The following is a 26,192-nucleotide window of genomic DNA, read 5'->3' on the forward strand; positions in this document are numbered from 1 at the left end:
AAGATCATTGCTTTTTATATGTTAACAGGATATAGCTTGCATCGTCGGATTTCTTAATAGGCAGGCTTGATTTTTTCAAGCCGGGCAGCCAGATGATATTGCCATCCTTATCCGTTACAATTGGCCATTCTTCCCGTTCGGACAGCGGAATCTTACGATCAATAAAGACAGCCTTTATCTTTTTTGTCCCTGTCATCCCTTTGATCGACATACGATCACCATTCTTCCTGGTCCTGATGATAATCGGGAATTGGACAGCACCGCTTTGAAAACAAAAACGGTCCAAGCCGTTATCGGACTCGCAGTCTTCGACGGTTTCTATTGTGATAACCCCTCCATTTGGCAAATTGACTGTTCCTGTTTTTGTAATTTCTATATAAAAAGGATGTATTTCGGCCTTTTCAAACTGAAAATGACAATTATCATAAGAACGGACAACTTTTAAGTCGTTAGGGAAATCCAGTGTTCCGGAAGGTTGAGGGCTGTTAAACAGCGAAAGAACTTGATCAATATGTATAGCAGAAAGAGAAGCAGGTTTTTCCTGATAAAGATAGTTTAATATTAGTTGAATCCCTCTCCTTTGTAAAGGCATTGGCATTGCGCGAAACGTTTTGCGGTCGATTGTGAGTTTGCCGGGATCCTTGTTCTTGATTACTGTATTCATTTTTTGGACAGTTAATTCGCGCAACAGCTCTTCATCGTCCTTTAGTTCCTCGCTAAAACGCTGGAATTGCTCGTGAACGCGTGGGTTTTCATCTTTTAAGAATGGCAGGACGTTTATCCGAAACCGGTTTCGTAAATAAATGCTTTTGTCGTTACTGTGATCCCGGCGCGGCTCCAGGTGATGCCTCTGACAATAACCCTCAATTTCCTGCTTGGAAACACACAAAAACGGCCTGATAATTTCCCGATTGGCAAATGGACGTTTAAACAAAATACCAGCTCTTGCCATTCCTGTGCTTCCACGTGTAAGCCTCATCAGTATCGTTTCAATTTGGTCATCGCCATGATGACCAAGTGCAAGAAGGTCGACATCGTTGTTGTTTATTACTTGTTCGTAAAAATCGTAGCGGCAATCACGCGCCGCTGTTTGCGAACTTTTCCCGGTTTTCTCCATATATTCAGCTACGTTAATTTGCGCCATTTCAAATGGGATATTGCGCTGAAAACAAAACTCCTTTACAAACATCGCTTCTTTATATGATACCTCTCCACGGAACATATGGTCGACATGAGCAGCCATAACAGTATGTCCCCAGCTCGCCTGCCTGCTCCATAGATAATGAAGCAAAGCGAGAGAGTCAGGTCCGCCTGAGACTCCAATCAGAATCCGCTTGCCTCGCAAATTTTGCCGATGGCTTTTAAGAAAATCCTCTACCTTTTTTTCTAACATTTTTAATCTTCCTTAGGCTTTCCAAAATATTTAGTTCCATTTACCCTTATGCCATGTTCAACAAACAAATAAAAAGTTCCTTATTGTTAGTTTGTACGTGTTAAACAAAAAAAGGTTTCATAAAATTTGCCCATACACGTAAACAGCATACAGAATAAAAATAACAAAAATAACTAAGACCGTCTCGGTTAAATTGCCCTTCTTTTTTTGTTTTTTATAGGTCTGGCGGCTCCGCGCCTGGCGAGTCCCCCGGCTGCCAACCGCATGAGGAACGGCTTTGTTTTTATCGCGGCGGTTTATCTCTATAATATCATGCCTCATAGCTGCTGCCGATTGATATTGCCCTTCAAGAGCCTTCTTAATGATGTTTTCATAGCTTTGAAGTTCATTTTTTTGCCTGATCGCAGAAATCAGCTGGTTAAGCCCCCCTGTTGTTTTTACAAATCTTTTTGGATAGGCGCTATTAATGATGATCATTCCAGCCGCAAACAAATCGTACGCTGGGTCTGCTTTCCGGGACCCCAAACCCCAGTAGCCCCTGTCATAAAACTCGGTAAACTCTTTAATCGCTCTTCCTTGAATCGTTGTTCCGCCAACATCAATACACCTGATTGTCGGAGGAGGACCGGTAATTATTAAGTTTTCCGGCTTTAAGTCGCCAAATACCCAGCCTTTTTGATGGAGCTTTTCAAGGTCTGATAGAAGCTGGAGCACTAAGACGCTTACCCACGCTTTCCCTTTTTGCTGTATAAAGGACATAAAATCCGGCCCATGGATATACTCCATCGTATAGAAAGAGATTTTGCCTGCTTTCGTTTCCCAATCATCAACATCGAGTAAAGAAGGCCCAAGGGCTAAACCCTGGGCCTTTGCAAACGATTTTAACACATTGACCTCTGAGGTTATCGACATTCCATTTTCGCTCATTTTGATTGCAACATGCTGATTTTGAAATTCCGCTAAATAAACAATCCCATTAGCTCCACAGCCAAGCTCTTTTATGATTGTATAACGGTTTCCGTGCCATTTCCCTTTTACGATCGTACCCGGGGTTACTTTAAATTGATTCTTCAAAGAATTGTTCATCATCACGAGAAAGCAGACTCCTTAACGAACGTTTTTTCTTGAATGACGTTAGTGCTTCGCGGAGCGCCGGGCCGGTAGGAGTCATTCCTCCTGTCGATAGCTTTGAAAAAATGCTTGTCAGAGATTCAAGCTTTGGTGTCCAATCCAATAATTTTTCGACATCATTCCTTTTCCCGGGAAATACAAATACCGAAAATTGATTATCGCCTGTACGGGCATTCAAGCTGAGGGACAAGTCCAACAATGCTTCTTTTACTGTTGGAAGCTTATGTTTCATGCTTGCACTTGTGTCGACAAGAATCAACACTTCTAATTCAACCGTCTCGCCCAGCTCGTCAACAACCTCCATAACCTCTCCTCTTTTCTCAGGCGGGAGATCCTCAACTGTTTGCGAGCGGCCAAGAATTTGCTGCAACTCCTTATTAACAACACCCTGCAGTGTTTGAGTCATTGCTTTTCTCGTTACCATCTGCACGGTCTGTGACAGCTGTTGGGAATAGACGACCTGACTGACGCCGCCTCCCGACATCGCAATATTGTCGATTTCCTTCATACCCTGTTCATCTATTACATCCTGTTCCATAACTCCAATGACATTGACCGTTATTCCCTGCTCCTTTGCTAACGCCGCCATAGCGACCGGGTCTTCCCCGTGATTCGAACATCCATCAGTAATAAGTAAAATTTGTTTTAACGTTCCCGTTTTCATAGAGTTCCCCTCCGTCTTCGAATTGTTACCATTTTCGACGACAATGAAGGGATTTATACATATTCCTGAAGAGACGCAATTTTGTGGGGTCAGGCCCTTTTGCGAATGCCTTGAACAGGTATCGACGACCATTTCGGCGTGTTATGTTGAATCTTCGCGACAACTACTGTCATATCGTCCTCGATTAAACCCGTCCGGGAACGGATCACATCTTCCATAATTAAATCAGCAACCTGTTGCGGGTCATCCGTTTGCAGCTCCTGGATTTTTCTTTTCATCCATAGATCATAGTTTTCGACGTGCTTCGGCCCTTCAAACACACCATCACTCATCATAATAAGAAGGTCTCCGGCTTTGAGTTGTTCACTGACAACATCGACCTCAAATTCGTGAAGAAATCCCATTGGAAGGTTGCTTGCCTGAATCTTGATCACTTTGCTGCCCCTCTTAATAAAACTGGGAGTTGAGCCAATTTTCAGGAATTTAATTGCGGCATTTTGCAAATCAACCATGGCAAGATCCAAGGTTGAAAAAATTTCGTCTGTGGTCCTTAAGGATAAAACCGAGTTTACTGATTTTATCGCTACTTTTTCTTCAATGCCTGATTGCAAAATTTGCTGCAATAACAACAATGTTTCCTGGCTTTCGGAATGGGCCCTTTCCCCGTTTCCCATGCCATCGCTGATCGCAATTGCAAATTTCCCTGTCCCGAGCTCGATCATCGAGTAGCTATCACCCGAAACAAAACCACCGTCCTTTGCCGCATGTGCTACGCCGGTTTCAACCATGTAAGCTTTTGCAGACCGAAAAGTAATCTGGCATAAACCGCCTGGATAGCTGCCGCACTCTTCCTTGTTCACGACAATCGTTTCTTCCAAAATGTCAGACAGCATTGGGGCAATCAGCTTTTCACATTCCCCATGCCCATTGCAGTACGGAATCGCCATATCAATATCGACATTGCCCTGCTCCAGGCTATATATTTCGACTTGTTCAATTTGAATGCCAAAATCCCGGAGCGCATCAAGAATTAATTCTTCCTGCTTGTGATGATTTTCCCGTTCCCGTTGAATCTCTTTTGCAAAATCACCCATTACTTCAGAAACACCTAACAGTTGGTCGGCTACGAGCCTTCGGCTTTCCTGGACTTGTTTTTTCAAGCGTTGATTGGCCTGGTAATACGTTAACTGCTGCTGCATCACTTCATAAACTTTTTTCGACCTCGAGCAATGCTTGTCCCATTCCCTTGTCAGCCCTTGCGAAACAATTCCAGCATTTTGATCCATTTCCATCATAATTTCCTTCATGTAATCATAGGTTGTATTAAAGTTTCTCGTCCAGCAATGCTCTTTCTTAAAACAAGTCTGGCAAGTCTTTTCGGTTACATTGCTTAAGAAATAATCCAATTCCCGGTCGGAAGAGTCTCGCTCCGCCATCGATTCATCAAAGGAAGAGAAGCTTCGTGACAGAGATTGGAAAACGGTTGAAAACTGGGCAACGCGCTGCGCTGTCACATCCCGCATTTTTCTCATATATTGCTGTTGTTCTGCCGCATATTCGGGAGTTCCCGGAATATATTTGGCAAGCCTCGATGTCAATGCCGATGGAGTTAGAAAGAATAAAAAAGCAGCTGCCGATGTTTCCAGAATGGTCGTTGTCAGCAGTTCTCCACCTTCTCCATACATGCCGATCAGCAGGGTTGCAATATATAAACCAATTGCCACCCCTATCTTTTTGCCTTCTTTTAAAAGGCCGCCCAGCAGGCCGGAAAATGCGAGCAGGCTCATATTGAAAAAACTCGTAACGTTGGCAAGGCTAAAGATCAAGCCTGTTACTACACCAACTGTCGAGCCTACAGTCGCTCCGGCCACAAACGCAAACAACAGAACAAGATAGCGTGACATAATATGTTCGACAGATAGATCATAAACCGACCAGCCAATTGTTCCTGTCATCACAGATGCAAGCATAATAATCAAGCAGACAATTTCCTCTGTTTTGAGTGATTGCCTCCGTTTACTTGGCGACAACAACGGAAGGCTCTGTAAAAAAATTAAGGTCAAGATATAGCCAAGACTGGCTTCGACTCCGGACATCAGTCCATCAAAAAGAGTGATCTGCCCGGTGATCACGAATCCGGAAGCTAGCTTTCCGCTTAATAAAACAAATAAGACATAGAGCGGCATTGCTTTCAGTTCATTTTTTAACCATTTCTTTGTGATCCGAAAAACGATTAAAAAAAGGGCTACTATTCCCCCGGTAATTGCCGCCTCCGTTATGGATAAAGTCGCTGCACCTGCCAGGACGCCAATGAGCGCCAGCGGAGCCTTATCCCTCCTGACATAATAAACTGCCGCAAAAAAAGCAAGGCTGAATGGTGTAAGCTGTGCCAATATCAGCGCTCTCCCCAGCAAGAATCCAATCAACAGCAAAAGGAAACCGTTTTTCAGAAAAAACGCTTCGAGTTTTAATTGAAATTTATGTAAACCATTGGCGAGTTCTATTTTAGGACCTTCAAAATTTACCTCCGCGACGGGTTCTATCAGATTCCGTTCGACCTTTCCCATAAACCCCACTCCTCGTTTTCATATTATTGCCACAATTATAAGAGTGTCGTTTATAAAAGTTTGTCAAAATGCCGGACAACCCATTAAATTTCGTTCGACTCATTCATCGAAAATTCTTTAATAATGAACGTGCCTGAGCATTTTTATCCAGGTCGATTAGAGGCTAATTTCTCATTTATCGACCAGCGATGCATGATTAAATTCAGCGTTATTATCTGATAGAAATATTTCACGACAATATGTATTTGGCAGGCGACATTTTCCTCTGAAAATCTAGTTGACATAGCCTTTTTTACTATGTATTATATTTCTTGTGCCAAAAAATCTATGGCGGTGTAGCTCAGCTGGCTAGAGCGTACGGTTCATACCCGTAAGGTCGGGGGTTCGATCCCCTTCGCCGCTACCATATCTAATATGACGGCCCGTTGGTCAAGCGGTTAAGACACCGCCCTTTCACGGCGGTAACACGGGTTCGAATCCCGTACGGGTCATACATTAAACGCAACGATTAAGCAGCAGCATAGTAACCAAAGAAGCTCCAGAGCGTCATTACTCTGGAGCTTCTTTTTTTTATGTAAAAAAGACAAGCCCGGGAACAGCCTGTCTTCATAAATATATATTAGTAGCGGATAGAACCTGCTATCTATTTAAATAAGCAGCAAGTTAACCTCTTCTGGCACCTCTGCCTCCACGCTTAGATTCTGTGTTGCGCTTTAAAGATGATAAACGGTCTTCACTGTCTTTTAGGAAGCGGGCCATTTTTGATTCAAAGTTTTCGCCTCTGCTGTTCACACGTTGATCGTTGGCTCTCCCTTGACGGGGACCGCCTGGCCGAGGGCCTCCCTGGCGCGGTGGACGTGGCGAATAAGATTGTGGTTTTGATGCTTCTGGTCTGTCTACTGCTTTTTTGATGGATAAACCAATCTTTCCATCCTTTTCGACATTGATAACTTTTACCTCAACCTGATCGCCTACCTTCAGGTGATCATTGATGTCCTTAACATAGTTATCAGCAACCTCACTGATATGCACTAAACCAGTTGATCCATCCGGCAGCTCCACAAACGCTCCGAAATTTGTAATCCCTGTTACCTTTCCCTGTAACTTGCTGCCTACTTCAATTGACATAAAAAGATGTTTCCTCCTTAAGGATATAAAAAAATCATACTTATTCTATATTATACAAAACTAAAAAAAAGAGTGTCAATAAACCTACTCTTCAGAAGAATTTACCTTTTTATCTTCCGGTAGTTGAAAAATGATTTCATTAATATCTGAAAGAAAATACTCCCTTCTTGCCAGCTTCGCAATATACTCATCATCATGGAGCTTGACGATTTCTTCTTCAAGCACAACCTGGTTTTTTTCCAATTTCGCAAGCTGTTGCAGCAGCTTCTCTTTTTCCACTTGTTTTTCTTCAATAGTGGAAGATTGGGCGATGAGTGTTGAAATCATCGAAAAAGAGATGATAATGACCAAAACAAAAAAAGCAGCCAGCCGCCTGAAAAGAAGTTTACGCCGTGATTGGGCAGAGAGTTCTGCCGTTTCCTGCTGTTTCGCATAGGTTGTTTGGATTCTTGCAACTTTTCGTTTTCTGATGGCACTCATGTTGTCGGCCTCCTTATCATTTCGTTTTCTTCCATCTATTTCGCACTGTCTCAATATAATTCTTGATCCGAACGCAAAACCCTTTTAGATTATTATATAACTTCTCGACGATTTTTTTAACATTTTTCGGTAAAAGTTTCCAAACAAAGAGAAATAACAGCTTAACTGGCTTCCAAAATACCTTTGTTATAAATAATAAAATGGACAGCCCGAGTTTGGCAAGAGAAAAAACGCCTCTTGCCAACAATAAGATGATTGAAATTAAAAATAATACCAGTGATTTCAACGGTCTGAATATCAGTAGTTCGATGCTTTTCACAACAATTTTATACACCGCAATGACGATTGCGATAGCTATTTCCAGCAGCTTTAAATAAAACTTTTTGAATAAGCTTTGGTAAGCAGCAAAACCACAGAGCAAGGCGATAAAAATGTAAAATCTTATTTCTCCGTGATTAATGAGATATAAAACATAAAAGATAACCAGCCCCTGCAGGAGCCAGAATAGAATATCATGGATAAAAACGATCCAACGCTTTCTTGCCGAACGATGCAAAAAACGGTTATAAGTATCAAGACAGGCGCCAAACAGGCTGCCCATTCCAATCATCGTAATCATCGTCACGAATTGTGTGGAGAGAGTCATCGAAATAACTTGCTAAAGAGCCCTTTAGCCTTCTCCCCATGCTGCTCATCCAAGTATACGAGGTCAAAAATCTTGCCTTTAATGGACACGACCCCTTTGTCAACATCCAGGTTTTTCATCTGCAGGTTTTGCCCCTTAATGGCTAAGAAGCCCATCACCGTTTCGAGCAAAAATTCCTCATTATCGAAGCTTTCCACCTGCTTTACACCCGTTATCTCAAGAAGCCTTCTTCCTCTCATGATGACATCATGCTCTTGTACTGTTGTGTTTTTACCTGCATTTTGATCATAATATTGGCTCATTATCCATCCCCCGAATCACATAGTACAACCTTTTTGTACATGTGTATGAGGAAAGTGTCCAAGTTAGAACAATCTGGTTTCATTCCGGTTCAAGACTATTCGTTTCCTGAAGCACCGGCATTCTCTTCCTTGAGAATCGTATACATTTCGGCCGCTTCTTCCTTTCGGCTCATTTCCTGAAGCCGCTCAACTTTTACGGTAACGAGCTTTTGCCCGAATCGGATTTTTAATTCATCGCCAACTTTAACTGTTGAACTCGCTTTAGCCTGCTGGCCGTTTATCAATATCCTTCCTTGATCGGATACTTCCTTTGCCAAAGTCCGCCTTTTAATTAACCGTGAAACCTTCAAAAACTTATCCAACCGCATCTTTCTCACTCTCCCCTTCCATCATCATTATAAACCTGCTTTTTTTGCTTCATCCCAGTAATAATCCAATTCTGCCAACGTAAAATCCTCAAATGTCCGACCGCTTTCGGCCACTTTATTTTCAATATAGGAAAATCTCCTGATAAACTTTTGGTTCGCTTCAAAAAGCGCCTCTTCCGGATTTATAGCAAAAAAACGGGCCACATTGACTAGGGCAAAAAGCAAATCTCCATATTCCTTGATTAAATTCTCGTCCGGACTGGTTTTTGTTAACTCTGCTTCAAGTTCGCAAACTTCTTCTTTTACCTTCTCCCAGGCCGGCGTTATCTCCTGCCAGTCAAATCCGACTTTAGCCGCTTCCCGCTGCAGCGATTCAGCTTTTAACAAGTTGGGCTGACCTTTACCGATTCCATCGAGCCGTGATGTTGATGTTCCTTTCTCTTGTTCCTTGATTTTTTGCCAGTTTTTTAATACTTCAGCCTCTGTGTCCGCATTTATTTCAGCAAAAACATGGGGGTGGCGTCGAATCATCTTTGCCGTTATTCCTTCAATGACATCCGTGATTGAAAAGTAACCCTCATCTTCGCCGATCTGGGCATGGAGCATCACTTGAAGAAGCACATCACCCAACTCTTCAATGATGTTGTCTATGTCATTTAGGTTAATCGCTTCAATTAATTCATACGATTCTTCTATTAAGTATTTTTTTAACGATTGATGAGTTTGTTTTTTATCCCACGGGCAGCCATTCGGTCCGCGCAGCTCGGCAATAACCTGGCGGAGTTTGCTGAATTGCTTATATAAAATCTCTTCGCGGGAAACGGGTGGCACATAGACCGTAGTTAAATTGTTTAAGCCGATTTCCCTGTCCAGTTCAAATAACGGCACCTTGTTAATCTGTTCATTTGCACTGCCCGCTGCGGTCACAATCGCGACTTCGTAATCATCAGGCAGCAGCTCCATCAAGGTCAGCTTCACATTGGAAGCGACGAATTGGTCATACACTTGAGCAATCATGATATGCTGGGTGATCTGCAATGCATCTTTCTGTATGTCGGTTCCGTCTAAAAGCTGAAAGCCTTCAATCGGATCAATGCGGACAGCTTGAAACAGCGAATCAATAAAGCTTTGGCCACCGCCTATTTCTATCTCAATCCCCCGGCTGCTTCCACCTTCGAGCAAAAGCTGGACGGTTCTTTCAGCAACGAGAGGATGTCCAGGCACCGCATAAATGAGCGGATCTTTTTCTGTTGATGCAAACAATGTCTCTGCAATTTCATGATAAACATCCTCAAATTGCTCGTGTTTTTCATAAATTGAATCAAAAGAGCGGAACACCGCACCCTCTTTTTCAAGCGCTTGCACAACCGGATGTTCCCTTGTTCTTAAGTAAACAACATCTGCCTGGATAAGTTTATTATAAATCCCAAGTGGAAGTTGGTCGATATCTCCGGCACCAAGGCCGACAACAACAATCTTCTTATTCATTCGCTTCGTCTCCTGTTCCTGTTAGGCAATAACCACGACAGCCTGCTCCCAAGCGGGAACAGTACGAGCTCCTCCTCTTTGAAAACAGATCCTTTTAAAATAACTGACAAATAAAGAAAACCGCCAAGCCCGGCGCCGAGCAGTGCCTGGGCAGCAGCGCCGATTCGATTTGTTTCACCTGAAAAGCCAATAGCGCCAGTTCCCCAGAGGAAGACTTTTAATGCCGCGACCATCACTGCCAGCGCAAATCCGGTAATCAAGTAGAAACGGGCTGGCAAAAAGGTGATCCCTGTTTCATTTCTTAATTTTACAATCATCAGTATTAACATGAATACAAGTGAAATATTCGAAGCAAGAGCTGCACCCATCGTTCCAAAAACAGGCACAAGCCAAATATTCAACATCCATTTCCCGGCGAACCCCAATAAAATGACGACAGCCGGATAGAGCGAAAAGCCAAGCCCCTGCAATACACTTGAAATCGTAATGATGACCGAACTCATCAAAATGATTAAACTTAAAAGAACTAAAACATTTGAGCCTAATGTATTTTCAAACAGCATTTGGTTAACGGGCCGGATAATGACGGATAAGCCAAAAGTAGCTCCAGCTCCGGCAACAATGCTGATTTGCAAGGCTAATGCGATTTTTTTCTTTAAAAGTTCCTTTTTGTGACGAAAAGCGCTGCTTGCAATAAGCGGAACGAGCGATAAAGATAAAGAAGTGGCAACCACAGTCCCCAGCTGGAGGAGCGGCTGCCCGCGATCATAGATTCCTTTGAGCTTTTTCGCTTCATCTCCATCAATCCCTGAACTGACAAGCAGGGAATATAAATTCAACGAATCTGCCAGCTGCAGAAAAATAAGCAACATTCCCGAAATACAGATTGCAAATCCCTGAACCGTTAATGCTTTCGCTATATCTTTTGCTTCTGTCCATTCATGATAACTAAATGAAATTCTACATAACTTTTGTTGCTTTCTTTTATAGATGAAAAAATATCCGAGAATGATAGCTGCAGCAATTCCACCAGTAATAGACCCGAATGCTGCCCCACCGCCTATATGGTAGAGGGAAAATCCTTTTTCCGTCAACAGAATGGCCAGCAGGAGGATCGTTATAACCCTTAATAACTGTTCACCAACCTGCGAAACAGCTGTCGGCACCATATTGCCCTGCCCTTGAAAATACCCACGTAAAACAGCGATAAATGGAAACAGTAAATAAACAAATGAGATAATTCGAAAAAGACCGGCAAGCTTGTGATCACCCATTGAAGCTGCAATCCACTCCGCCTGAAAATATAGACCAAAAAACGCAATCAAGCCGAAAATAAACAAATAGATAAACGAGAAGATCAGAAGCCTTGGCCCTGCCGCAGGCTCTTTATCCCACTTCCGTTCAGTATAAAGCTTCGAAATCACAACCGGAAAACCATAAGTGGACAGGATCAGTGCCAGTCCATAAAATGGGTAAACTTGTTGATATATGTAAAAACCGATATCACCGGTAATGTTTTGAAAAGGAATCCGATAGCCGGCACTTAGTATTTTCGTTAACAGAGCGGCAACGGTAAGAATAAATGCCCCTCTTAATAATTGTTTTGAATCGTTTCCGGGCTTCATCGCCCCTCTCCTTCCAAAAATGGAATATCGATAATTATAACATAGTGAAAAAGGCTGTGTTGATAAAACCAATTTTGCCTCAATTTTATGTAAAAGAAAAAAGGCAGCATTTATTGCTACCCCTTTCATCTGAGAATTATTTTTCCCACCCTATATATTATTGCTCCATTTGCCTTGCCAGAAAGCCTGCAGCCGTTTCTACTGCTTTCTGTTCCACTTCACCAAGAGATCCTTCTTTGGCAACAATCATGACTGCGCCAATAGGATCACCATTTGCTATAATTGGGCCGATCGTGTAAGCTGAAACAGGTTCTTCATTCCCATCAACCAAAGACACAGTCGATTGCTGGTTGGTCAGGACAGAGCTACGGTCTTCCATTGTTTTTTCCACGAGATCACTGATATTTTTGTTTAAATAATCCTTCTTTGAACCGCCTGCAACGGCTATATAAGTATCCCTGTCACAAATTAAAACTGGATTTCCCAAGCTATCATATAACGCTTCAGCATATTCTTTCGCAAAATCTCCCAATTCGCTGATTGGGGAATATTTTTTCAAGATGACTTCTCCATCACGATCCACAAAAATCTCTAATGGGTCCCCTTCACGGATTCGCAGTGTTCTGCGAATTTCTTTAGGGATGACGACACGACCCAAATCATCAATTCGACGCACTATTCCCGTTGCTTTCATTCACTGTTGCCCCACTTTCATATGATGATTTTTTTTTATTGGCCATGATTCATGTTGCCTTAATATGAAAACATCACCAAGTTTGAACTTAGTATCTTTCATAAGAAGAGTTCTATACACAGACTTCATTTTTTTCTCCTTTGTGATAAAGATGGCAAATACGGTTAATCATACCAGTCAGAATAGCTGCACACGGATAAAATACCCCCGTCCAAACCGGATAAAACATCGTTATCATTACAATTTGGTTACAAATGAAATCTTTTCCATAGAGAATTACTGTCCAACATGGTCTTTACTGGCTTCATGAAGGCCATTAATCATCACGAATGCAGCATTTAACCATTCCTTTGCTTCGATCCCTTTAATATGAAGAACCATTTTCAGCTTCTGCCCATCCATTCCCAGTCCGATCATTCTGCCGTACTTGCTGCTTAACTGAAAAAGTTTTTGCCCATCAATCCGACTGCTTCCTTTTTCAGAAAGTAAAATTAACACTTCGTGTTTTGTTTGTTTGATCAGCTCTACACCCGACTGCTGAGCGAGGACCTTCATCTCAGCAATTTGAAACAGGTAGGAAACTTCATCAGGATAATCTCCGAAACGGTCCCTCATTTCATCCTGTAATTCTTGTAAATCTTCAAGGGATTCAATCCCCCTGAATCGTTTATACATCTCAATTTTTAAATGGCCATCCGACAGATACGTGTCAGGGATATAGGCATCTACTTCCACATCAATCTCAATTGAAGATGTTTTCGTTACTTCGTAATCGCCTTTTCGTTCTTCAATGGCTTCCTTCAGCATTTGGGAATATAAATCAAACCCGACAGAATCAATAAAGCCATGCTGCTCTGCCCCTAATAAATTCCCGGCCCCGCGAATCGATAAATCGCGCATCGCAATTTTGAAGCCAGAGCCGAGCTCCGTAAATTCTTTAATGGCCTGCAGCCGCTTTTCTGCTACTTCGCTTAATACCTTATCCTTTCGATAAGTGAAATAAGCGTATGCGACCCGGTTTGAGCGGCCCACCCGTCCTCTCAGCTGGTAAAGCTGGGAAAGACCCATTTTATCAGCATCATACACGATCAATGTATTAACGTTTGGTATATCCACTCCCGTCTCAATAATCGTCGTACTGACGAGAACATCAAATTCACCTTCAAGGAAACCAAGCATCACTGATTCGAGTTCATTTTCGGACATTTGTCCGTGAGCATAAGCAACGCGGGCATCTGGAACAAGCATCGAAATTTCCTCCGCTTTTCTTTCAATATCTTCAACCCGGTTGTAAAGAAAATAGATTTGACCGCCTCTGGCCAGCTCTCTCTCAATTGATTCCCTGACCAGGCCGCCATTGTACTCCATTACATAGGTTTGGACAGGAAAGCGGTTTTCAGGTGGCGTTTCAATAACAGAAAGATCCCTTACTCCAAGCATCGACATGTGGAGGGTGCGCGGAATCGGAGTTGCTGTTAATGTTAAAACATCGACATTGGTTTTCAGTTGTTTAATCTTTTCTTTATGTGTTACGCCAAATCGCTGCTCTTCATCTATAATCAACAGGCCGAGATCGCGGTAGGTGACATCTTTTGAAAGAATCCGATGTGTGCCCACAACGATATCAACTATGCCAGCCTTAAGTCCTTTCAACGTTTCCGTTTGCTGTTTCCGCGTCCGAAAACGGCTTAGAAGGCCTATCTTAATCGGATAATCCTGAAATCTCTCACGCAGCGTTTCAAAATGCTGTTGAGCGAGAATCGTTGTTGGAACGAGAAACGCTACTTGCTTACCATCAGCTATCGCTTTAAAAGCGGCTCGAATGGCCACTTCTGTTTTCCCATAGCCCACATCGCCGCATAGGAGGCGATCCATCGGGCGCTCCCGCTCCATATCCTTTTTAATTTCGTGAATTGAACGCAGCTGATCAACCGTCTCCTGATAAGCAAATGCAGTCTCGAACTCTCTCTGCATGTCACCATCCGGCGCAAACGCATAACCCCTGGCAGCTTCGCGTTCTGCATACAGCTTAATTAAATCATCAGCAATATTTTGAACGGACGCATGAACTTTTTTCTTAACCCGTTTCCAATCGCTCCCGCCCAGTTTATAAATTTTTGGTTCTTTTCCTTCTGCACCAACATATTTCTGGACAAGGTCAATTTGCTCAACGGGAACATACAACTTGTCGCTCCCCTGATAGCGAATATGCAGATAATCTTTATGCAAGCCATTGATTAAAAGTGTTTCAATACCCAAATATTTACCAATTCCATGGTTTACATGGACCACATAGTCCCCGACCCTTAGTTCCGAATAGCTTTTAATTCGCTCTGCATTGGAAAGCTTTTGCCGGCGCGACGGCTTTTTAGGTCGTTTATTAAAAAGCTCTTCTTCTGTAATAACAGCGATTTTTTGAATCGGCAGCTCAAAGCCAGTATGCAGATTTCCTTCAACGATCTGGGCTTTTGCCTGTATTAAGTCATGATCATGATGAATGATTGTCGCTTCTATTTGATAATCCTCAAGAACACGTTCAAGCTTTTTTACTCTTTCTTTATCAGGTCCGAGAAAAATGATTGAATAATTGCCTTTCCTCCAGCGCTCAACCTCACCTTTTAGCACATTCATTTGCCCATGAAAGTTTTGCATTTGCTTGCACGAAATATTAACGATATTCTGTGGATTTGTATTCGGTACATGTCTTAAAAACAGCGACATATAAACGATTGGCCGATGTGATTGATGAAGGAGCGGCTGAAGCTGATGCGATATTTTCACATCATGAATCACTTTTCCTTCGCCAAGCAGGCTTGTGTACCACTCGGCCTCTTCCCGTTCCAGTGAGTCATTCATCTCTTGAACCCGGCTTATTTCATCAATAAAAACGAGTCCGTTTTCAGGCAGATAATCTACTAAACTATTTTCATTTTCATAGGCAAACGAAAGGTACTTAAATACTTGTTCAGGTTTTTGGCCATTTCTTAACTGTTCGAGTTCGAAGCCGATTTGTTGCGACAATAACGTTTTTATTTTGTCGTCCTTTATTTTCTTCAGGCTGCCTGCGAGACCGGTTTCCAGTTTTGCAATAATTCGGGCAAAATGTTCAGATTCTAAAAGCAGCTCGGTTGCCGGATTGATCGAAATAGAACTGAGTTTATCCTTTGAGCGCTGATCGTCTAACGAAAAAGTCCGGATCGAATCAATTTCTGTATCAAACAGCTCAATTCTGAGCGGATCAACTTCGGTTAAAGGGTAGATATCAATAATTCCGCCTCTAATACTAAATTCACCTGGAGCAGACACCATTTCGGAGCGAAGATACCCCATTGTGATAAATTGATGCAGCATCTCTTCCAACTGGATTTCATCACCGACCTGCAACGAAAGCCGGCTCTTATTCCATAGCGATTTTGGGGGCAATATTTTGCGTAACCCCGCAATCGGCACAATAGTAATTCCACGTTTCCGGACAGCTAAATGATTTAGCGCTTCCAAACGCTGCGCCCTAAGCTCAGGGCTTGCTATTCCCATTTCTGCAGCAATCAATTCATTGGCAGGAAATAAATAAACTTGCTCTTCTCCCAATAAATGAACAATATCATCAAAAAGCTTCTGTGCCTGGAGCAAATTGTGTGTTATCACCAGGATCGGCTTCTCCGTCCGTTCATACACCGATGCCAGAAACATCGTCCTTGCTGAACCGGAAAGACCGGCCACAAGCTGTTCTCTTAATCCTCCTGTCAGTCCATTAATGATTGATTGAATATCATCTTGCTTATTTAATAGCCTTTTAATGGCTTGCATTGATAAAGCCTCCTCTTCAAAACACCTTTGCCTTGTTGTGTTTTCTGCGGTACAGCAAGTTTTAACTGTTTGCCGTATACCGGTTGTTGGTTTTAATTAAAACAGAAAAACGCTTTGGATGGCTTTCCAAAGCTTAGTGAATAATAAAATCATATTGATGATAATCGGGATTCTTGTCGAGTCCTTCCTGACAATCCTCACAGATCGATTTAATTTTGATATCCCCGGTCAGTTCGTAAGAAATCATCTCTTGCCTCTCTTCATCCGTCAGCTTATGGAAGCCGAGACTTTCCGAGTGAACGGCCATTTTATCAAGGCTGCCGATTTTCACTCCGCAATGACGGCAATGGTAATGAATAGCCATGCCTGTCCCTCCCTATTACAATTAATAATAGTCCTATTATCTACATGATGGAAGGAACTTATTCATTTTGGCTTATTGTATGAAGACAATCACAAAATAATGAAATCGTTATTGATTAAAATCGTTCATCACTTGAAGAAATGGTTTTTGCAGCCATGCTTCGCATGCATCTGCACACTGGCCGGCCACTTCGTCGATTACTTCCTGTTCTTCCTTTAAAAACCGACCAAGCACATAGTCGGGCACATTCATACCGTGTGGAGGCCTGCCGACACCGACCCTGATTCTTTTAAACTCCTGGGATCCCAAATGGGCTATCGTTGATTTTAGCCCATTGTGGCCACCGGCACTTCCCTTTTGCCTCAATCTGATTTTTCCAACCGGCAAATCGAGATCGTCATATATAATCAATAAATCATCCAAACCGGCATCATAATAATCGAGAACGGCCCGGATTGATTCTCCTGATAAATTCATATACGTAAGCGGCTTTAAAAGAATTACCTTTTGTCCGTTCACATGGCCAATTCCATATATCCCTTTAAATTTTGATTGGTCAACAGGAATGTTAAGACGCGCAGACAGAAGATCAATGATCGCGAAGCCGATATTATGCCTTGTCTGCTCATACTGTTTACCCGGGTTTCCCAGTCCTGCAATGATTTTCATTATCCCACCCCTTATAAGAAAAACGCAAGCTTCTTGTTCAGCTCCGGCACCCCGCTGGATGACAAACACGTCAGGTCCTGTGGCATTGGCCGGCACTAGTATGTCCTGAACATTGGAACTCGACATCGATACGCCCAAACTATAATTTATAAAGTTTTTAAAAAAGTGCCAAACGCCTTGGTAACACACTACAAACTGCTTGTTCCTATCGCGGACACAAGCGTAATGCTGCTTGTTCCTATTACGAAAACAAACCTAAAATTCCCTATCACTCGAGCTTCTGCAATATATAAACTGTAAAAGACGTAACCCTTGAGGTTACGCCTGGTTTTGTTGCGACTTACTGCCGACTTGCTGTGCAGAAGTAAAGGCTTTCGTCTTATTCTTCACTTGGCTTTGCTGGTCCGCCTTGTTCATTTTCAGGAGTACCGCCTTCCTGTTGATCCCTTTCTTCCTCTTGTTTTGGAGGGAGAATGGAGACAATGACTTCCTCTGGATCATGGTTTATTTGATAATTGCGGTCGGATGTTATATCCCCAATTGTTAAGTTTTCGCCAATTTGAAGGTTGGTTACATCGACCTCAATTGCTGGCGGAATTTGATTTGGTTTCGCCGTAATCGTAACAGCGTGGACAGGCTGCTGCATAACTCCCCCATCCTTAACACCAGCGGCGTCGCCGACAAGCACCAGCCTGACCTCAGCATGTATCTCGGAAGACATGTCAACCGCCCTGAAATCAGCATGAATAATTTCATTCCTTAAAGGATCATGCTGATAGTCACTTAAGATTACTTCATGCTTGCTTCCGTTAATATCTAAAGAAATGATACCATTTCTGCCAATTTCGCGGATCATCTTAATTAAATCTGCTGAGCTGATATAAACTGATTTATTATCAACTTTCGTTCCATAAACAACCGCTGGAATATTCCCTTGTTCACGAAGCTCTCTTAAACTTGAATTGCGAAAATCTGAACGTTCCATTGCCTGCAAGACTGTACTCATCAAAAAGTCCCCTCCCTAATTTGTAGTGCAAATACTATTAATAAAAATGCCCTAAATAAAGAGTCGCTAAACACTTGATGGTGATATCCTGAAGTACTTGTTCCGATTTAACCATACAACTTCACTTGCCCAGAAAGAGAGCCTTACGTAAATTTTTAATCAAAAAGGGTGCTGACCGACTGCTCCTCATGGACGCGGATAATCGCTTCGCCGATTAAAGGTGCAACTGAAAGAGGAACGATTTTTCCGTTTTTCTTCTCCTCCGGCAATGCAATTGAATTGGTGATAACAAGCTCCTTGATTTTCGAGTTTTCAATCCGATCAATGGCCGGGCCTGATAGTACCGGGTGAGTACAGCATGCAAATACTTCTGATGCACCATTTTCGACTAATGCATTGGCAGCAAGGGTGATTGTTCCGGCAGTATCGATTATATCGTCAATTAAGATCGCGACCTTCCCTTCGATATTCCCGACAATGTTCATTACTTCGGCAACATTTGGCTTTGGACGGCGTTTATCAATGATCGCAATCGGTGCCTTTAACCGTTCCGCCATTTTTCTTGCTCTTGTAACCCCGCCATGATCAGGAGAGACAATGACGATATCATTTAGCCCTTTTTTGTTTTTAAAGTACTCGGATAAAATCGGTACACCCATTAAATGATCGATTGGGATATCGAAAAATCCTTGAATTTGCGGAGCGTGCAGGTCGAGCGTGATCACACGGGTCGCACCGGCCTTCTCAAGAAGGTTTGCCACCAATTTTGCTGTAATTGGTTCACGGGCCCTTGCTTTACGGTCCTGGCGCGCATAACCGTAATACGGCATGACAAGATTGATGGTTTTCGCCGAAGCGCGCTTTAACGCATCAATCATGATTAACAATTCCATCAAATGCTCATTTACAGGCAGGCTTGTAGATTGAATTACAAATACATCACAACCGCGAATGCTTTCTTCAATGTTTATTTGAATTTCACCGTCACTAAAACGGGTGACAGAGCATTTCCCTAACTCCACACCGATCACTTTCGCAATTTCGGTTGCAAGCTGCCGGTTCGAATTAAGCGTAAAAACTTTAAGGTTTGGATCTAAATACTGGTTCGACATGCGGGACCTCCAAATGGCTTATTTCTTTATATTTAAATTTTGAACATAGTTCTCTTTATTAACTTGACGGGCCCGGGCTATCGACAATGCTTCACCTGGAACATCCTCCGTGATCGTCGAGCCGGCCGCTACATAAGCACCTTTACCAATAGTAACTGGTGCGACAAGATTTGAGTTACAGCCGATAAAGACACCGTCTTCGATTTTCGTTAAAAACTTGTTTTTCCCGTCATAATTTACGGTTATCGATCCGCAGCCAATATTTACATCGCTGCCAACCTCTGCATCACCTATATAACTGAGATGGGAAGCTTTGCTGGCTTTACCAAACACAGCTTTCTTAATTTCAACAAAATTGCCGATTTTGACTTCATCATGAATGTCGGATTGCGGGCGTATATGGGCAAACGGGCCAATATTGACGTGCGAGCCAATAACGCTGTCATGCGCGACGGATTGGCGAATCACGGTAAGGTCACCTATTTGGCAATCCTTGATTTCCGTTCCCGGTCCAAGCTTGTTTTCTGCCCCAACAACCGTTTTTCCCGCCAGTATCGTCCCCGGATAAATAACTGTGTCCTGCCCGATAATGACATCAGGCCCGATATAAGTGTTGAGCGGGTCAATCAAAGTTACCCCGTTTCGCATATGGGCTTCATTAATTCTCAGCTTCATGAGCCGCTCTGCTTCTGCGAGTGCAACCCGGTCATTAACACCAAGAGTTTCACCAAAATCAGCGGTTTGATATGCGCTTACCGTTTCGCCTTGTTTTTTGAGAATTTCAATCACATCAGGCAAGTAATATTCACCCTGGACATTATCATTTGAAACATTTTGCAGTGCTTCAAACAAATGTTTATTGTCAAAACAATAGGTACCAGTGTTAATTTCGTGAATGTTTCGTTCTTCTAATGAAGCATCTTTATGCTCAACAATTTTTTCGACAAACCCTTCCCCGTTTCTGATAATCCGCCCATACCCGGTTGGATCGTTGGCCCAGGCAGTTAGCACCGTGGCTTTCGCTTCCGTCTGTTCATGGTGCGCGAAAAGGGCTTCAATTGTTTCCGACCTTATTAATGGAGTGTCACCGCAGACGACAACGGTTACCCCTTCTTTGCCGCTTAAGATTTCTTTCGCCTGCATAACAGCATGCGCTGTCCCTAATTGCTCCGCTTGCAATGCATAGCTGCTTTTTTCACCCAACTGGCTCTTGACGTCTTCAGCACCGTGGCCAATGATTGTTACCATTTCTTTTATATTAAGTTTTAATACTTGATCTACAACGTGTTGCACCATAGGTTTGCCGCAAACAGGATGAAGCACTTTATAGAGCTTTGATTTCATTCTTGTCCCCTGGCCGGCCGCTAAAATTACGGCATATCTAGTCAACATTTATAAGCCTCCAATTTACCTTTTTATCCATTAAGAATATATCTTAAAAAGCGGCTTATTTCAAGGATGGAACAGAAAGTACATATTTTTGTCATCAGGAAATGGGAAATAAAACAAACTGGTGAGCCTTAAAATTTTGCGGGAATGATGTTTAAAGGTGTGTCACAGGGGAAATTGAAAAGAAAAGTGAATGTGTTTTAAAAACAAACCTAAAGCCGTTAGTCCCGTCGCGGAGACAAGCCTAAACCTCTTGTTCCTATCGCGGAGACAAGCCTAAAACCGCTTGTTCCTATCTTAGCCAATTTTCGGCATCGGTATTTATATTTTGAAGCTAAACGCAATTAAGATAAATAAGAAGTTTTATTCATCAAAAAGAGCCTGACTCATGAAGTAGGCCCTTGCTGTTTATCTTTTTAGGAAGCTCCAGCTTCTTCAAATTCGACTTCTAATTCACCTAATCGGTGGTACTCTGCTAAAACAGCTTCTTGGATCTTCCCGCGAGTTCCCGAATTGATCGGATGTGCAATATCACGAAACTCCCCGTCCGGAGTACGTTTGCTTGGCATTGCGACAAATAAACCATTGTTTCCATCAATAACACGGATATCGTGAACAACGAATTCATTGTCCAAAGTGATTGAGGCAATAGCCCTCATGCGGCCATCCGTATTAACGCGGCGTAATCTTACGTCAGTAACTTCCATAATGTTCACCACCTTTTTCCCTAGATAGAAAACTAGTTAAGTTATTCAACAAAACTTCCCAATTTCCTGCTTTGCGAATAAAAAATTTTTTAAAAATTGGGGTGAATTCGCGCAATTGAGTAAATTTCACAATGTAATAAGCTAAACCGAAAATAGAATGAAGTTGTCTACATAAACACGAGTATTGCGATAGGAAACGAATAATACTATCTTAATTTTCAATAACTGTTCGTTTTTCAGTTAAAGAATTGCTTTATGAAATTCATTCCATTAATAAAAAAACGCCTGTCAGCTATTTGACAAGCGCAATTACTTCTATCTCAACTAGAGCATCCTTTGGCAGTCTTGCTACTTCAACACAAGAGCGAGCTGGCTTATGGTGCAAAAAATACTCCCCATATACTTCATTTATATCTGCAAAATCATCCATGTTTTTTATAAAAACCGTCGCTTTAATAACTGTTTCCAATGAAGCTCCTGCTTCTTTCAATACAGCTTTTAAATTCGCAAAAACCTGGTGGGTCTGTGCTTTAATATCACCTTCGACCATCATCCCTGCAGCAGTTAACGGGATTTGCCCGGAGCTGTAAAACAAATTATTCACAACAATACCTTGAGAATAAGGACCAATTGCTGCGGGTGCTTCATGTGTTTGTACAATTTTCATGTGATTTCCCCCTTGTAAGGATTTCTAATTCATCGTAAAAAAATTGCCTTCACCAACATTAATCCGTTTTTCCTTTACGTCGACATCAGAGAGCCTGACAAGCGACAGATATTCATCTACCAGCCGCTCTTCTATGTTTTCGGATTCTACTAAAACGGCAATACCGGCTACTTCTGCTTTGAACTCATCAAGCATACTGATCATTCCATTAACCGTTCCGCCAGCTTTCATGAAGTCGTCCACAATCAATACCTTTGACCCCTCTGCCATGCTTCTTTTTGAGAGGACCATTGTTTGAATTCTTTTCGCTGAGCCTGACAGATAATTAATGCTCACTGTTGAGCCTTCGGTAACTTTATTATCCCTTCTCACAATCACTACCGGTACATTGAGCTGGCTTGCCACTGCATAGGCAAGCGGAATCCCTTTTGTCGCCACTGTCATAACGACATCAATATTAGCCTCCGCATAGGCAGAAGCAAATAAACGCCCGACTTTTTGGACGATAGAAGGATCGCTTAAAATATCGGTCATGTACAGATAACCGCCGGGCAGGAGCCGTTCCGGGCTTGCGATCAGAGCACATAGATCCTCTATAAAAGGCTTCGCCTCATCTTTCCTGACTTTTACGTAGTATTTGACTCCCCCTGCTGCCCCATGAACAGTATGAAGGGATCCGATGCCTCTTTTTTCAAAGGTTTGTTTAATAATTGTCAGATCTTCACTAATAGAAGATTTGGCAGAATGATAACGATCCACAAAAAATGTCAAAGGAATTAACTGCCGCGGATGTTCTAACAAATAGTTCGTCATATCTATAAGGCGCTCGCTGCGACGAAATTTCAAAATGGAACCTCCTCAAACCCGAATATTCTACCGATAATATACCATTATTATACGGATTTAATCAAGGGTGTTCGGTTCACCAAGCATTTGAACGGCAAATACCTGGTCACAAAAACCCCGCAAGCCATTGTATATCCGGTGCATTCTTGAGTCATGCTGAACGAGCCCAAAAACGGTCGGCCCGCTCCCGCTCATTAATACAGCATCGGCTCCAAAACGCCTCATTTGTTCCTTAATATGGGCTACTTCCGGATACAGATTTAAAGTCACTTCCTCAAGAACATTGCCGACATTTTGGCAAACCCCGCTATAGTCATTTCTTTCAATTGCGTTAACCATGCTATCAATATTTGGATGTTTCTTTCCTTTTAGATCAAGACGGCGGTAAACATCCGAAGTCGAAACTCCGATGAACGGCTTCGCTAAAATGACCCAGCAGGTAGGAGGTGCAGGCAGCTGCGTGATTATTTCTCCTCTGCCTTTCGCCAGGGCCGTTCCTCCGTATACACAAAAAGAAACATCAGATCCGATCTCTGAGCCAATCTCGGCCAGTTCATCCATCGTCAGACCAAGGCCCCAAAGCTTGTTTAGACCTCTTAACGCTGCCGCAGCATCACTGCTGCCGCCTGCCAGGCCCGCAGCAACAGGTATAACCTTTTCGATCGCAATCGAAACTCCCTTTTTCACATCGTATCGCTCTTTTAATAATCGCGCCGCTTGATAAGCAAGGTTCCGCTGGTCATCCGGCACAAACCGGTTATGCGAGATAATTTTAATTTCATTTTTTTCTAATAAGGACAGTTCAAGCCGGTCTGCGAGGTCAATCGTCGTCATGATCATTTCCACCTCATGATAACCATCCATCCTTTTATGTAAAACATCTAAAGATAAATTAATCTTCGCGGGCGCTTTTACTAAAAGCTTCACTTATGTCCACCTACTTTTACAAAATTCGACGATCTCCGTATTTTGTCCTATTCTACCACAAATGGGATAACTCAAGACGTTATTCCCGACAATCATCACAAATACCTTATTTTATCATTTTTCTGTATTTGAAAAAAGACTAAATTAGCCGAAAAAAATGGCGAAATATAAGTAAATGGTTAGCAAGAACCTTTAGCTTTTATCATATTGATCGTGTGATAAAGCAAAATAGCCCGATCAACGAGATAAAAAGCCAGGACATGCGCCCTGGCTTCACCGCGGTAAATCCACAATTTCTGCTTGGTACAAAACGTAAGAAGTGTTATCGTCGTGCAGCTAGCTGCTGCTGGGCGAGCTCAACTGCCCGCTTTACCATGTTCCCAGCATCTTTGGCCCTAATTCCGCCCCAACCATCCCTTTGGACAACATCATAAAACCCAAGATCTTTAGCAAGCTCCTCTTTAAAACCCTCTGACATAATCCCTCTTCTTCTGCCCAAGAAAAACAACCCCTTTCTTTACACGCGGCATTATTAGTATTGATAAACCCGTTTATTTGATGTGAACCTTTATTTACCCTGATGCCTTGTTTACAAGAACAGGAAAAAGGCAAAATAAAAAGACAGTAAACAATTGTTTACTGCCTGCTTTGGGCCTTATTAACTTAAGGCAATATTTCTTGAAGCATCTTCATAGAAGGTAATTTGAACTGTCTCAGTTAAAACGTCCGCATAACTGTAAGATACACGTTCAAATGCATTTTCATCTTGATCTAATTCAATCACAAAAACGGAAGGGTATGTTTCTGCTAAAACACCGGAACGCTCAATCGTTTTTCTGCGTCCGCCGTTTGCCTTGAGCAAAAGTCTTTTACCTAGATTCGAATCGAGTGCTTTTTTAATATCCGATAATGTTTTTGGCATTCGGTCCACCTCACTATGTAAAGTATAACACGCTAACATAATTAAGTCAAACAAAAGGATAAATTATAACAGTCATTCAAAATGATTGTCAATATATTTTCTCTGACTTTTTCTTCGATATTTCAACAATTTTAGGTTGACCTTTTTCGACAAAGAATATGTGCGTTCTATTCAAAAAATAAGTCGTTAGTTAAAACGAACGACTTATTTTTTTACTGAAGTTGATCGAGTTTATATGGCATTCCTGTCCGCAATACACCCTTCGTTTCAATGCCCCCTAACCCTTTTTGTCCGGTAAGCGTATTTCGCAGCACGTCCCACACATTGATTCTTTCCATAAACGGTGTAAAGCTTATTTTTGCCACAATATAGACAGGATCAAGAGCATGGATATTTACCCTTGAAGGAGAGCTGGCAAAATTTGCGCCGGCATGGATGAGCGATTCAAAATGGGATTGGCAAGCGCCCGCAAAGATGACCAACTGATCCAGATGGGGGATTTTCCTTCTAGCTTCTTTGACTGTTTGGACGAAGTGGCGTGAATGCCGGTACGCATTTAAATCATTTATTTTTCCTTTCGCCTTTGAATAAGCATCATGGCCGGTTATCACAAGGATATCCGGGCGGTAATAATCAATGAGATGCACGATTTTGTCAGGCATCTCTTTTTCCGCGCAATGGATTCCGTATACAGGAACGCCAACCTTTTCATATAGCTGTAAGCACTTCTTTAAATAAACAGGATCGCCATCTAAATGCAGGACCCTTCCAGGCATTTGAAAAAAGTTGTGGGACTTGCTGTACCCTCCTGTTGCATCATACTCCTGCTTCTGTTTCAACAGGTCCACATCCTGCCGGAACAGCTTGAAGGACTGTTCTTCAAGTGATCTGAATTCGCGCGCCAATTTTGTTCGTTTAGATGGATCTATAATGATTAAGTCCTCATAGGGAGCATCTGCAATAAGCCGAACATCCTCTCCTGCCAACACAGCTGTTTTCCGGCCTGCTTCTTCCTTTATATCGATGACTCTAAACATTATGTCGCAATGATAAGAAATTCTCCCAACGATATCCATTACGTTAATATCCATAATCGTCACTCCCAGATCTTTCTCTGATAAGCTATGCAAATTCCTATCTCATTGTGATTGGGTTGACATAGAGCTCATAACGCCTGTTTACGGGAGTCAGCGGGGACAAATGCGTTTAGTTCAGGGAAGTTCTTTCTGCATATACCCTACTGCATATGATAAACCATCTTTGCTGGAGCTTATCACGCCGAAATAAATA

25 protein-coding genes and 2 tRNA genes are annotated in these 26,192 nt (G+C 42.3%); 2 read left to right on the forward strand and 25 right to left on the reverse strand.

The window, feature by feature from the left end; translation table 11 throughout:
- Window positions 1-4 precede the first annotated feature (4 nt).
- The 4 genes from tilS to spoIIE all read right to left on the reverse strand — a co-directional run bounded on the left by tilS (window position 5) and on the right by spoIIE (window position 5,755).
- A complete protein-coding gene (gene tilS, locus CU635_RS18855; RefSeq protein WP_101578928.1) occupies window positions 5-1,393 on the reverse strand; it encodes a tRNA lysidine(34) synthetase TilS in 1,389 nt (462 codons plus the stop codon).
- A gap of 117 nt (window positions 1,394-1,510) precedes the next feature.
- Window positions 1,511-2,482, reverse strand: a complete 972-nt coding sequence (locus CU635_RS18860; protein WP_101578929.1) for a protein kinase domain-containing protein — start codon at window positions 2,480-2,482, stop codon at window positions 1,511-1,513.
- Complete coding sequence (locus CU635_RS18865) at window positions 2,451-3,320, reverse strand: vWA domain-containing protein (RefSeq protein ID WP_257985636.1); 870 nt, start codon at window positions 3,318-3,320, stop codon at window positions 2,451-2,453. The genes CU635_RS18860 and CU635_RS18865 overlap by 32 nt, the downstream gene beginning before the upstream one ends.
- Entirely contained in the window at window positions 3,278-5,755 is a 2,478-nt protein-coding gene (spoIIE, locus tag CU635_RS18870; protein WP_101578931.1) for a stage II sporulation protein E, read from the reverse strand. Before spoIIE ends, CU635_RS18865 begins: the two co-directional genes overlap by 43 nt.
- A gap of 329 nt (window positions 5,756-6,084) precedes the next feature.
- Between spoIIE and CU635_RS18875 the strand changes: the two genes are divergently transcribed.
- Window positions 6,085-6,161 (forward strand) — tRNA-Met (locus tag CU635_RS18875).
- Window positions 6,162-6,174: 13 nt separating this feature from the next.
- Window positions 6,175-6,246 (forward strand) — tRNA-Glu (locus CU635_RS18880).
- Window positions 6,247-6,418: 172 nt separating this feature from the next.
- On the opposite strand, the gene CU635_RS18885 is transcribed toward CU635_RS18880, so the two are convergent.
- The 21 genes from CU635_RS18885 to yabG form a co-directional block, all read right to left on the reverse strand.
- Window positions 6,419-6,883 (reverse strand): S1 domain-containing RNA-binding protein, encoded by a 465-nt coding sequence (locus tag CU635_RS18885; RefSeq protein ID WP_101578932.1) that lies wholly within the window; start codon window positions 6,881-6,883, stop codon window positions 6,419-6,421.
- An 84-nt stretch (window positions 6,884-6,967) separates the two neighbouring features.
- Window positions 6,968-7,363, reverse strand: coding sequence for an FtsB family cell division protein (locus CU635_RS18890; protein ID WP_101578933.1), 396 nt, complete (start codon window positions 7,361-7,363; stop codon window positions 6,968-6,970).
- 16 nt (window positions 7,364-7,379) lie between these two features.
- The gene (yabQ, locus tag CU635_RS18895) at window positions 7,380-8,009 is read right to left on the reverse strand and encodes a spore cortex biosynthesis protein YabQ (protein ID WP_101578934.1); all 630 of its coding nucleotides are present in this window, start codon (window positions 8,007-8,009) and stop codon (window positions 7,380-7,382) included.
- Window positions 8,006-8,311 (reverse strand): sporulation protein YabP, encoded by a 306-nt coding sequence (gene yabP / locus CU635_RS18900; protein ID WP_101578935.1) that lies wholly within the window; start codon window positions 8,309-8,311, stop codon window positions 8,006-8,008. The genes yabQ and yabP overlap by 4 nt, the downstream gene beginning before the upstream one ends.
- A 95-nt stretch (window positions 8,312-8,406) precedes the next feature.
- Window positions 8,407-8,679: an RNA-binding S4 domain-containing protein gene (locus CU635_RS18905; RefSeq protein ID WP_101578936.1), complete on the reverse strand. Its 273-nt coding sequence runs from the start codon at window positions 8,677-8,679 to the stop codon at window positions 8,407-8,409.
- A 27-nt stretch (window positions 8,680-8,706) separates the two neighbouring features.
- A complete protein-coding gene (gene yabN / locus CU635_RS18910; RefSeq protein ID WP_101578937.1) occupies window positions 8,707-10,167 on the reverse strand; it encodes a bifunctional methyltransferase/pyrophosphohydrolase YabN in 1,461 nt (486 codons plus the stop codon).
- Window positions 10,164-11,792 (reverse strand): putative polysaccharide biosynthesis protein, encoded by a 1,629-nt coding sequence (locus CU635_RS18915; RefSeq protein ID WP_101578938.1) that lies wholly within the window; start codon window positions 11,790-11,792, stop codon window positions 10,164-10,166. Before CU635_RS18915 ends, yabN begins: the two co-directional genes overlap by 4 nt.
- Before the next feature lie 157 nt (window positions 11,793-11,949).
- Complete coding sequence (gene spoVT / locus CU635_RS18920) at window positions 11,950-12,486, reverse strand: stage V sporulation protein T (protein WP_101578939.1); 537 nt, start codon at window positions 12,484-12,486, stop codon at window positions 11,950-11,952.
- A gap of 276 nt (window positions 12,487-12,762) precedes the next feature.
- Entirely contained in the window at window positions 12,763-16,293 is a 3,531-nt protein-coding gene (gene mfd, locus CU635_RS18925; RefSeq protein WP_101578940.1) for a transcription-repair coupling factor, read from the reverse strand.
- Between the two features lie 133 nt (window positions 16,294-16,426).
- Window positions 16,427-16,657, reverse strand: a complete 231-nt coding sequence (gene fin, locus CU635_RS18930) for an anti-sigma-F factor Fin (RefSeq protein WP_101578941.1) — start codon at window positions 16,655-16,657, stop codon at window positions 16,427-16,429.
- Between the two features lie 108 nt (window positions 16,658-16,765).
- On the reverse strand, window positions 16,766-17,326 hold the full coding sequence (gene pth, locus CU635_RS18935) for an aminoacyl-tRNA hydrolase (protein WP_101578942.1): 561 nt from the start codon (window positions 17,324-17,326) through the stop codon (window positions 16,766-16,768).
- Window positions 17,327-17,705: 379 nt separating this feature from the next.
- A complete protein-coding gene (locus CU635_RS18940) occupies window positions 17,706-18,332 on the reverse strand; it encodes a 50S ribosomal protein L25/general stress protein Ctc (protein WP_101578943.1) in 627 nt (208 codons plus the stop codon).
- A 155-nt stretch (window positions 18,333-18,487) separates the two neighbouring features.
- The gene (locus tag CU635_RS18945; RefSeq protein ID WP_101578944.1) at window positions 18,488-19,444 is read right to left on the reverse strand and encodes a ribose-phosphate diphosphokinase; all 957 of its coding nucleotides are present in this window, start codon (window positions 19,442-19,444) and stop codon (window positions 18,488-18,490) included.
- 18 nt (window positions 19,445-19,462) lie between these two features.
- Entirely contained in the window at window positions 19,463-20,836 is a 1,374-nt protein-coding gene (glmU, locus tag CU635_RS18950; RefSeq protein WP_101578945.1) for a bifunctional UDP-N-acetylglucosamine diphosphorylase/glucosamine-1-phosphate N-acetyltransferase GlmU, read from the reverse strand.
- Between the two features lie 413 nt (window positions 20,837-21,249).
- Window positions 21,250-21,540 carry a septation regulator SpoVG gene (gene spoVG, locus CU635_RS18955; protein WP_003347151.1) on the reverse strand — a complete coding sequence of 97 codons (291 nt, stop codon included), beginning with the start codon at window positions 21,538-21,540 and terminating at the stop codon, window positions 21,250-21,252.
- A gap of 292 nt (window positions 21,541-21,832) precedes the next feature.
- Window positions 21,833-22,207 carry a 2-iminobutanoate/2-iminopropanoate deaminase gene (gene ridA / locus CU635_RS18960; RefSeq protein ID WP_101578946.1) on the reverse strand — a complete coding sequence of 125 codons (375 nt, stop codon included), beginning with the start codon at window positions 22,205-22,207 and terminating at the stop codon, window positions 21,833-21,835.
- A gap of 24 nt (window positions 22,208-22,231) precedes the next feature.
- On the reverse strand, window positions 22,232-23,053 hold the full coding sequence (purR, locus tag CU635_RS18965) for a pur operon repressor (protein ID WP_101578947.1): 822 nt from the start codon (window positions 23,051-23,053) through the stop codon (window positions 22,232-22,234).
- Window positions 23,054-23,110: 57 nt separating this feature from the next.
- Window positions 23,111-23,980, reverse strand: coding sequence for a 4-(cytidine 5'-diphospho)-2-C-methyl-D-erythritol kinase (ispE, locus tag CU635_RS18970; RefSeq protein WP_101578948.1), 870 nt, complete (start codon window positions 23,978-23,980; stop codon window positions 23,111-23,113).
- Between the two features lie 322 nt (window positions 23,981-24,302).
- Window positions 24,303-24,479 carry a small, acid-soluble spore protein, alpha/beta type gene (locus CU635_RS18975; RefSeq protein ID WP_101578949.1) on the reverse strand — a complete coding sequence of 59 codons (177 nt, stop codon included), beginning with the start codon at window positions 24,477-24,479 and terminating at the stop codon, window positions 24,303-24,305.
- Between the two features lie 159 nt (window positions 24,480-24,638).
- A complete protein-coding gene (veg, locus tag CU635_RS18980; protein WP_101578950.1) occupies window positions 24,639-24,902 on the reverse strand; it encodes a biofilm formation stimulator Veg in 264 nt (87 codons plus the stop codon).
- A 212-nt stretch (window positions 24,903-25,114) separates the two neighbouring features.
- Window positions 25,115-25,993, reverse strand: a complete 879-nt coding sequence (gene yabG / locus CU635_RS18985) for a sporulation peptidase YabG (RefSeq protein WP_101578951.1) — start codon at window positions 25,991-25,993, stop codon at window positions 25,115-25,117.
- Window positions 25,994-26,192: the final 199 nt, after the last annotated feature.

The sequence above is a fragment of the Bacillus canaveralius genome (genome assembly GCF_002860125.1).
Classification (GTDB): Bacteria; Bacillota; Bacilli; order Bacillales; family Cytobacillaceae; genus Bacillus_BJ; species Bacillus_BJ canaveralius.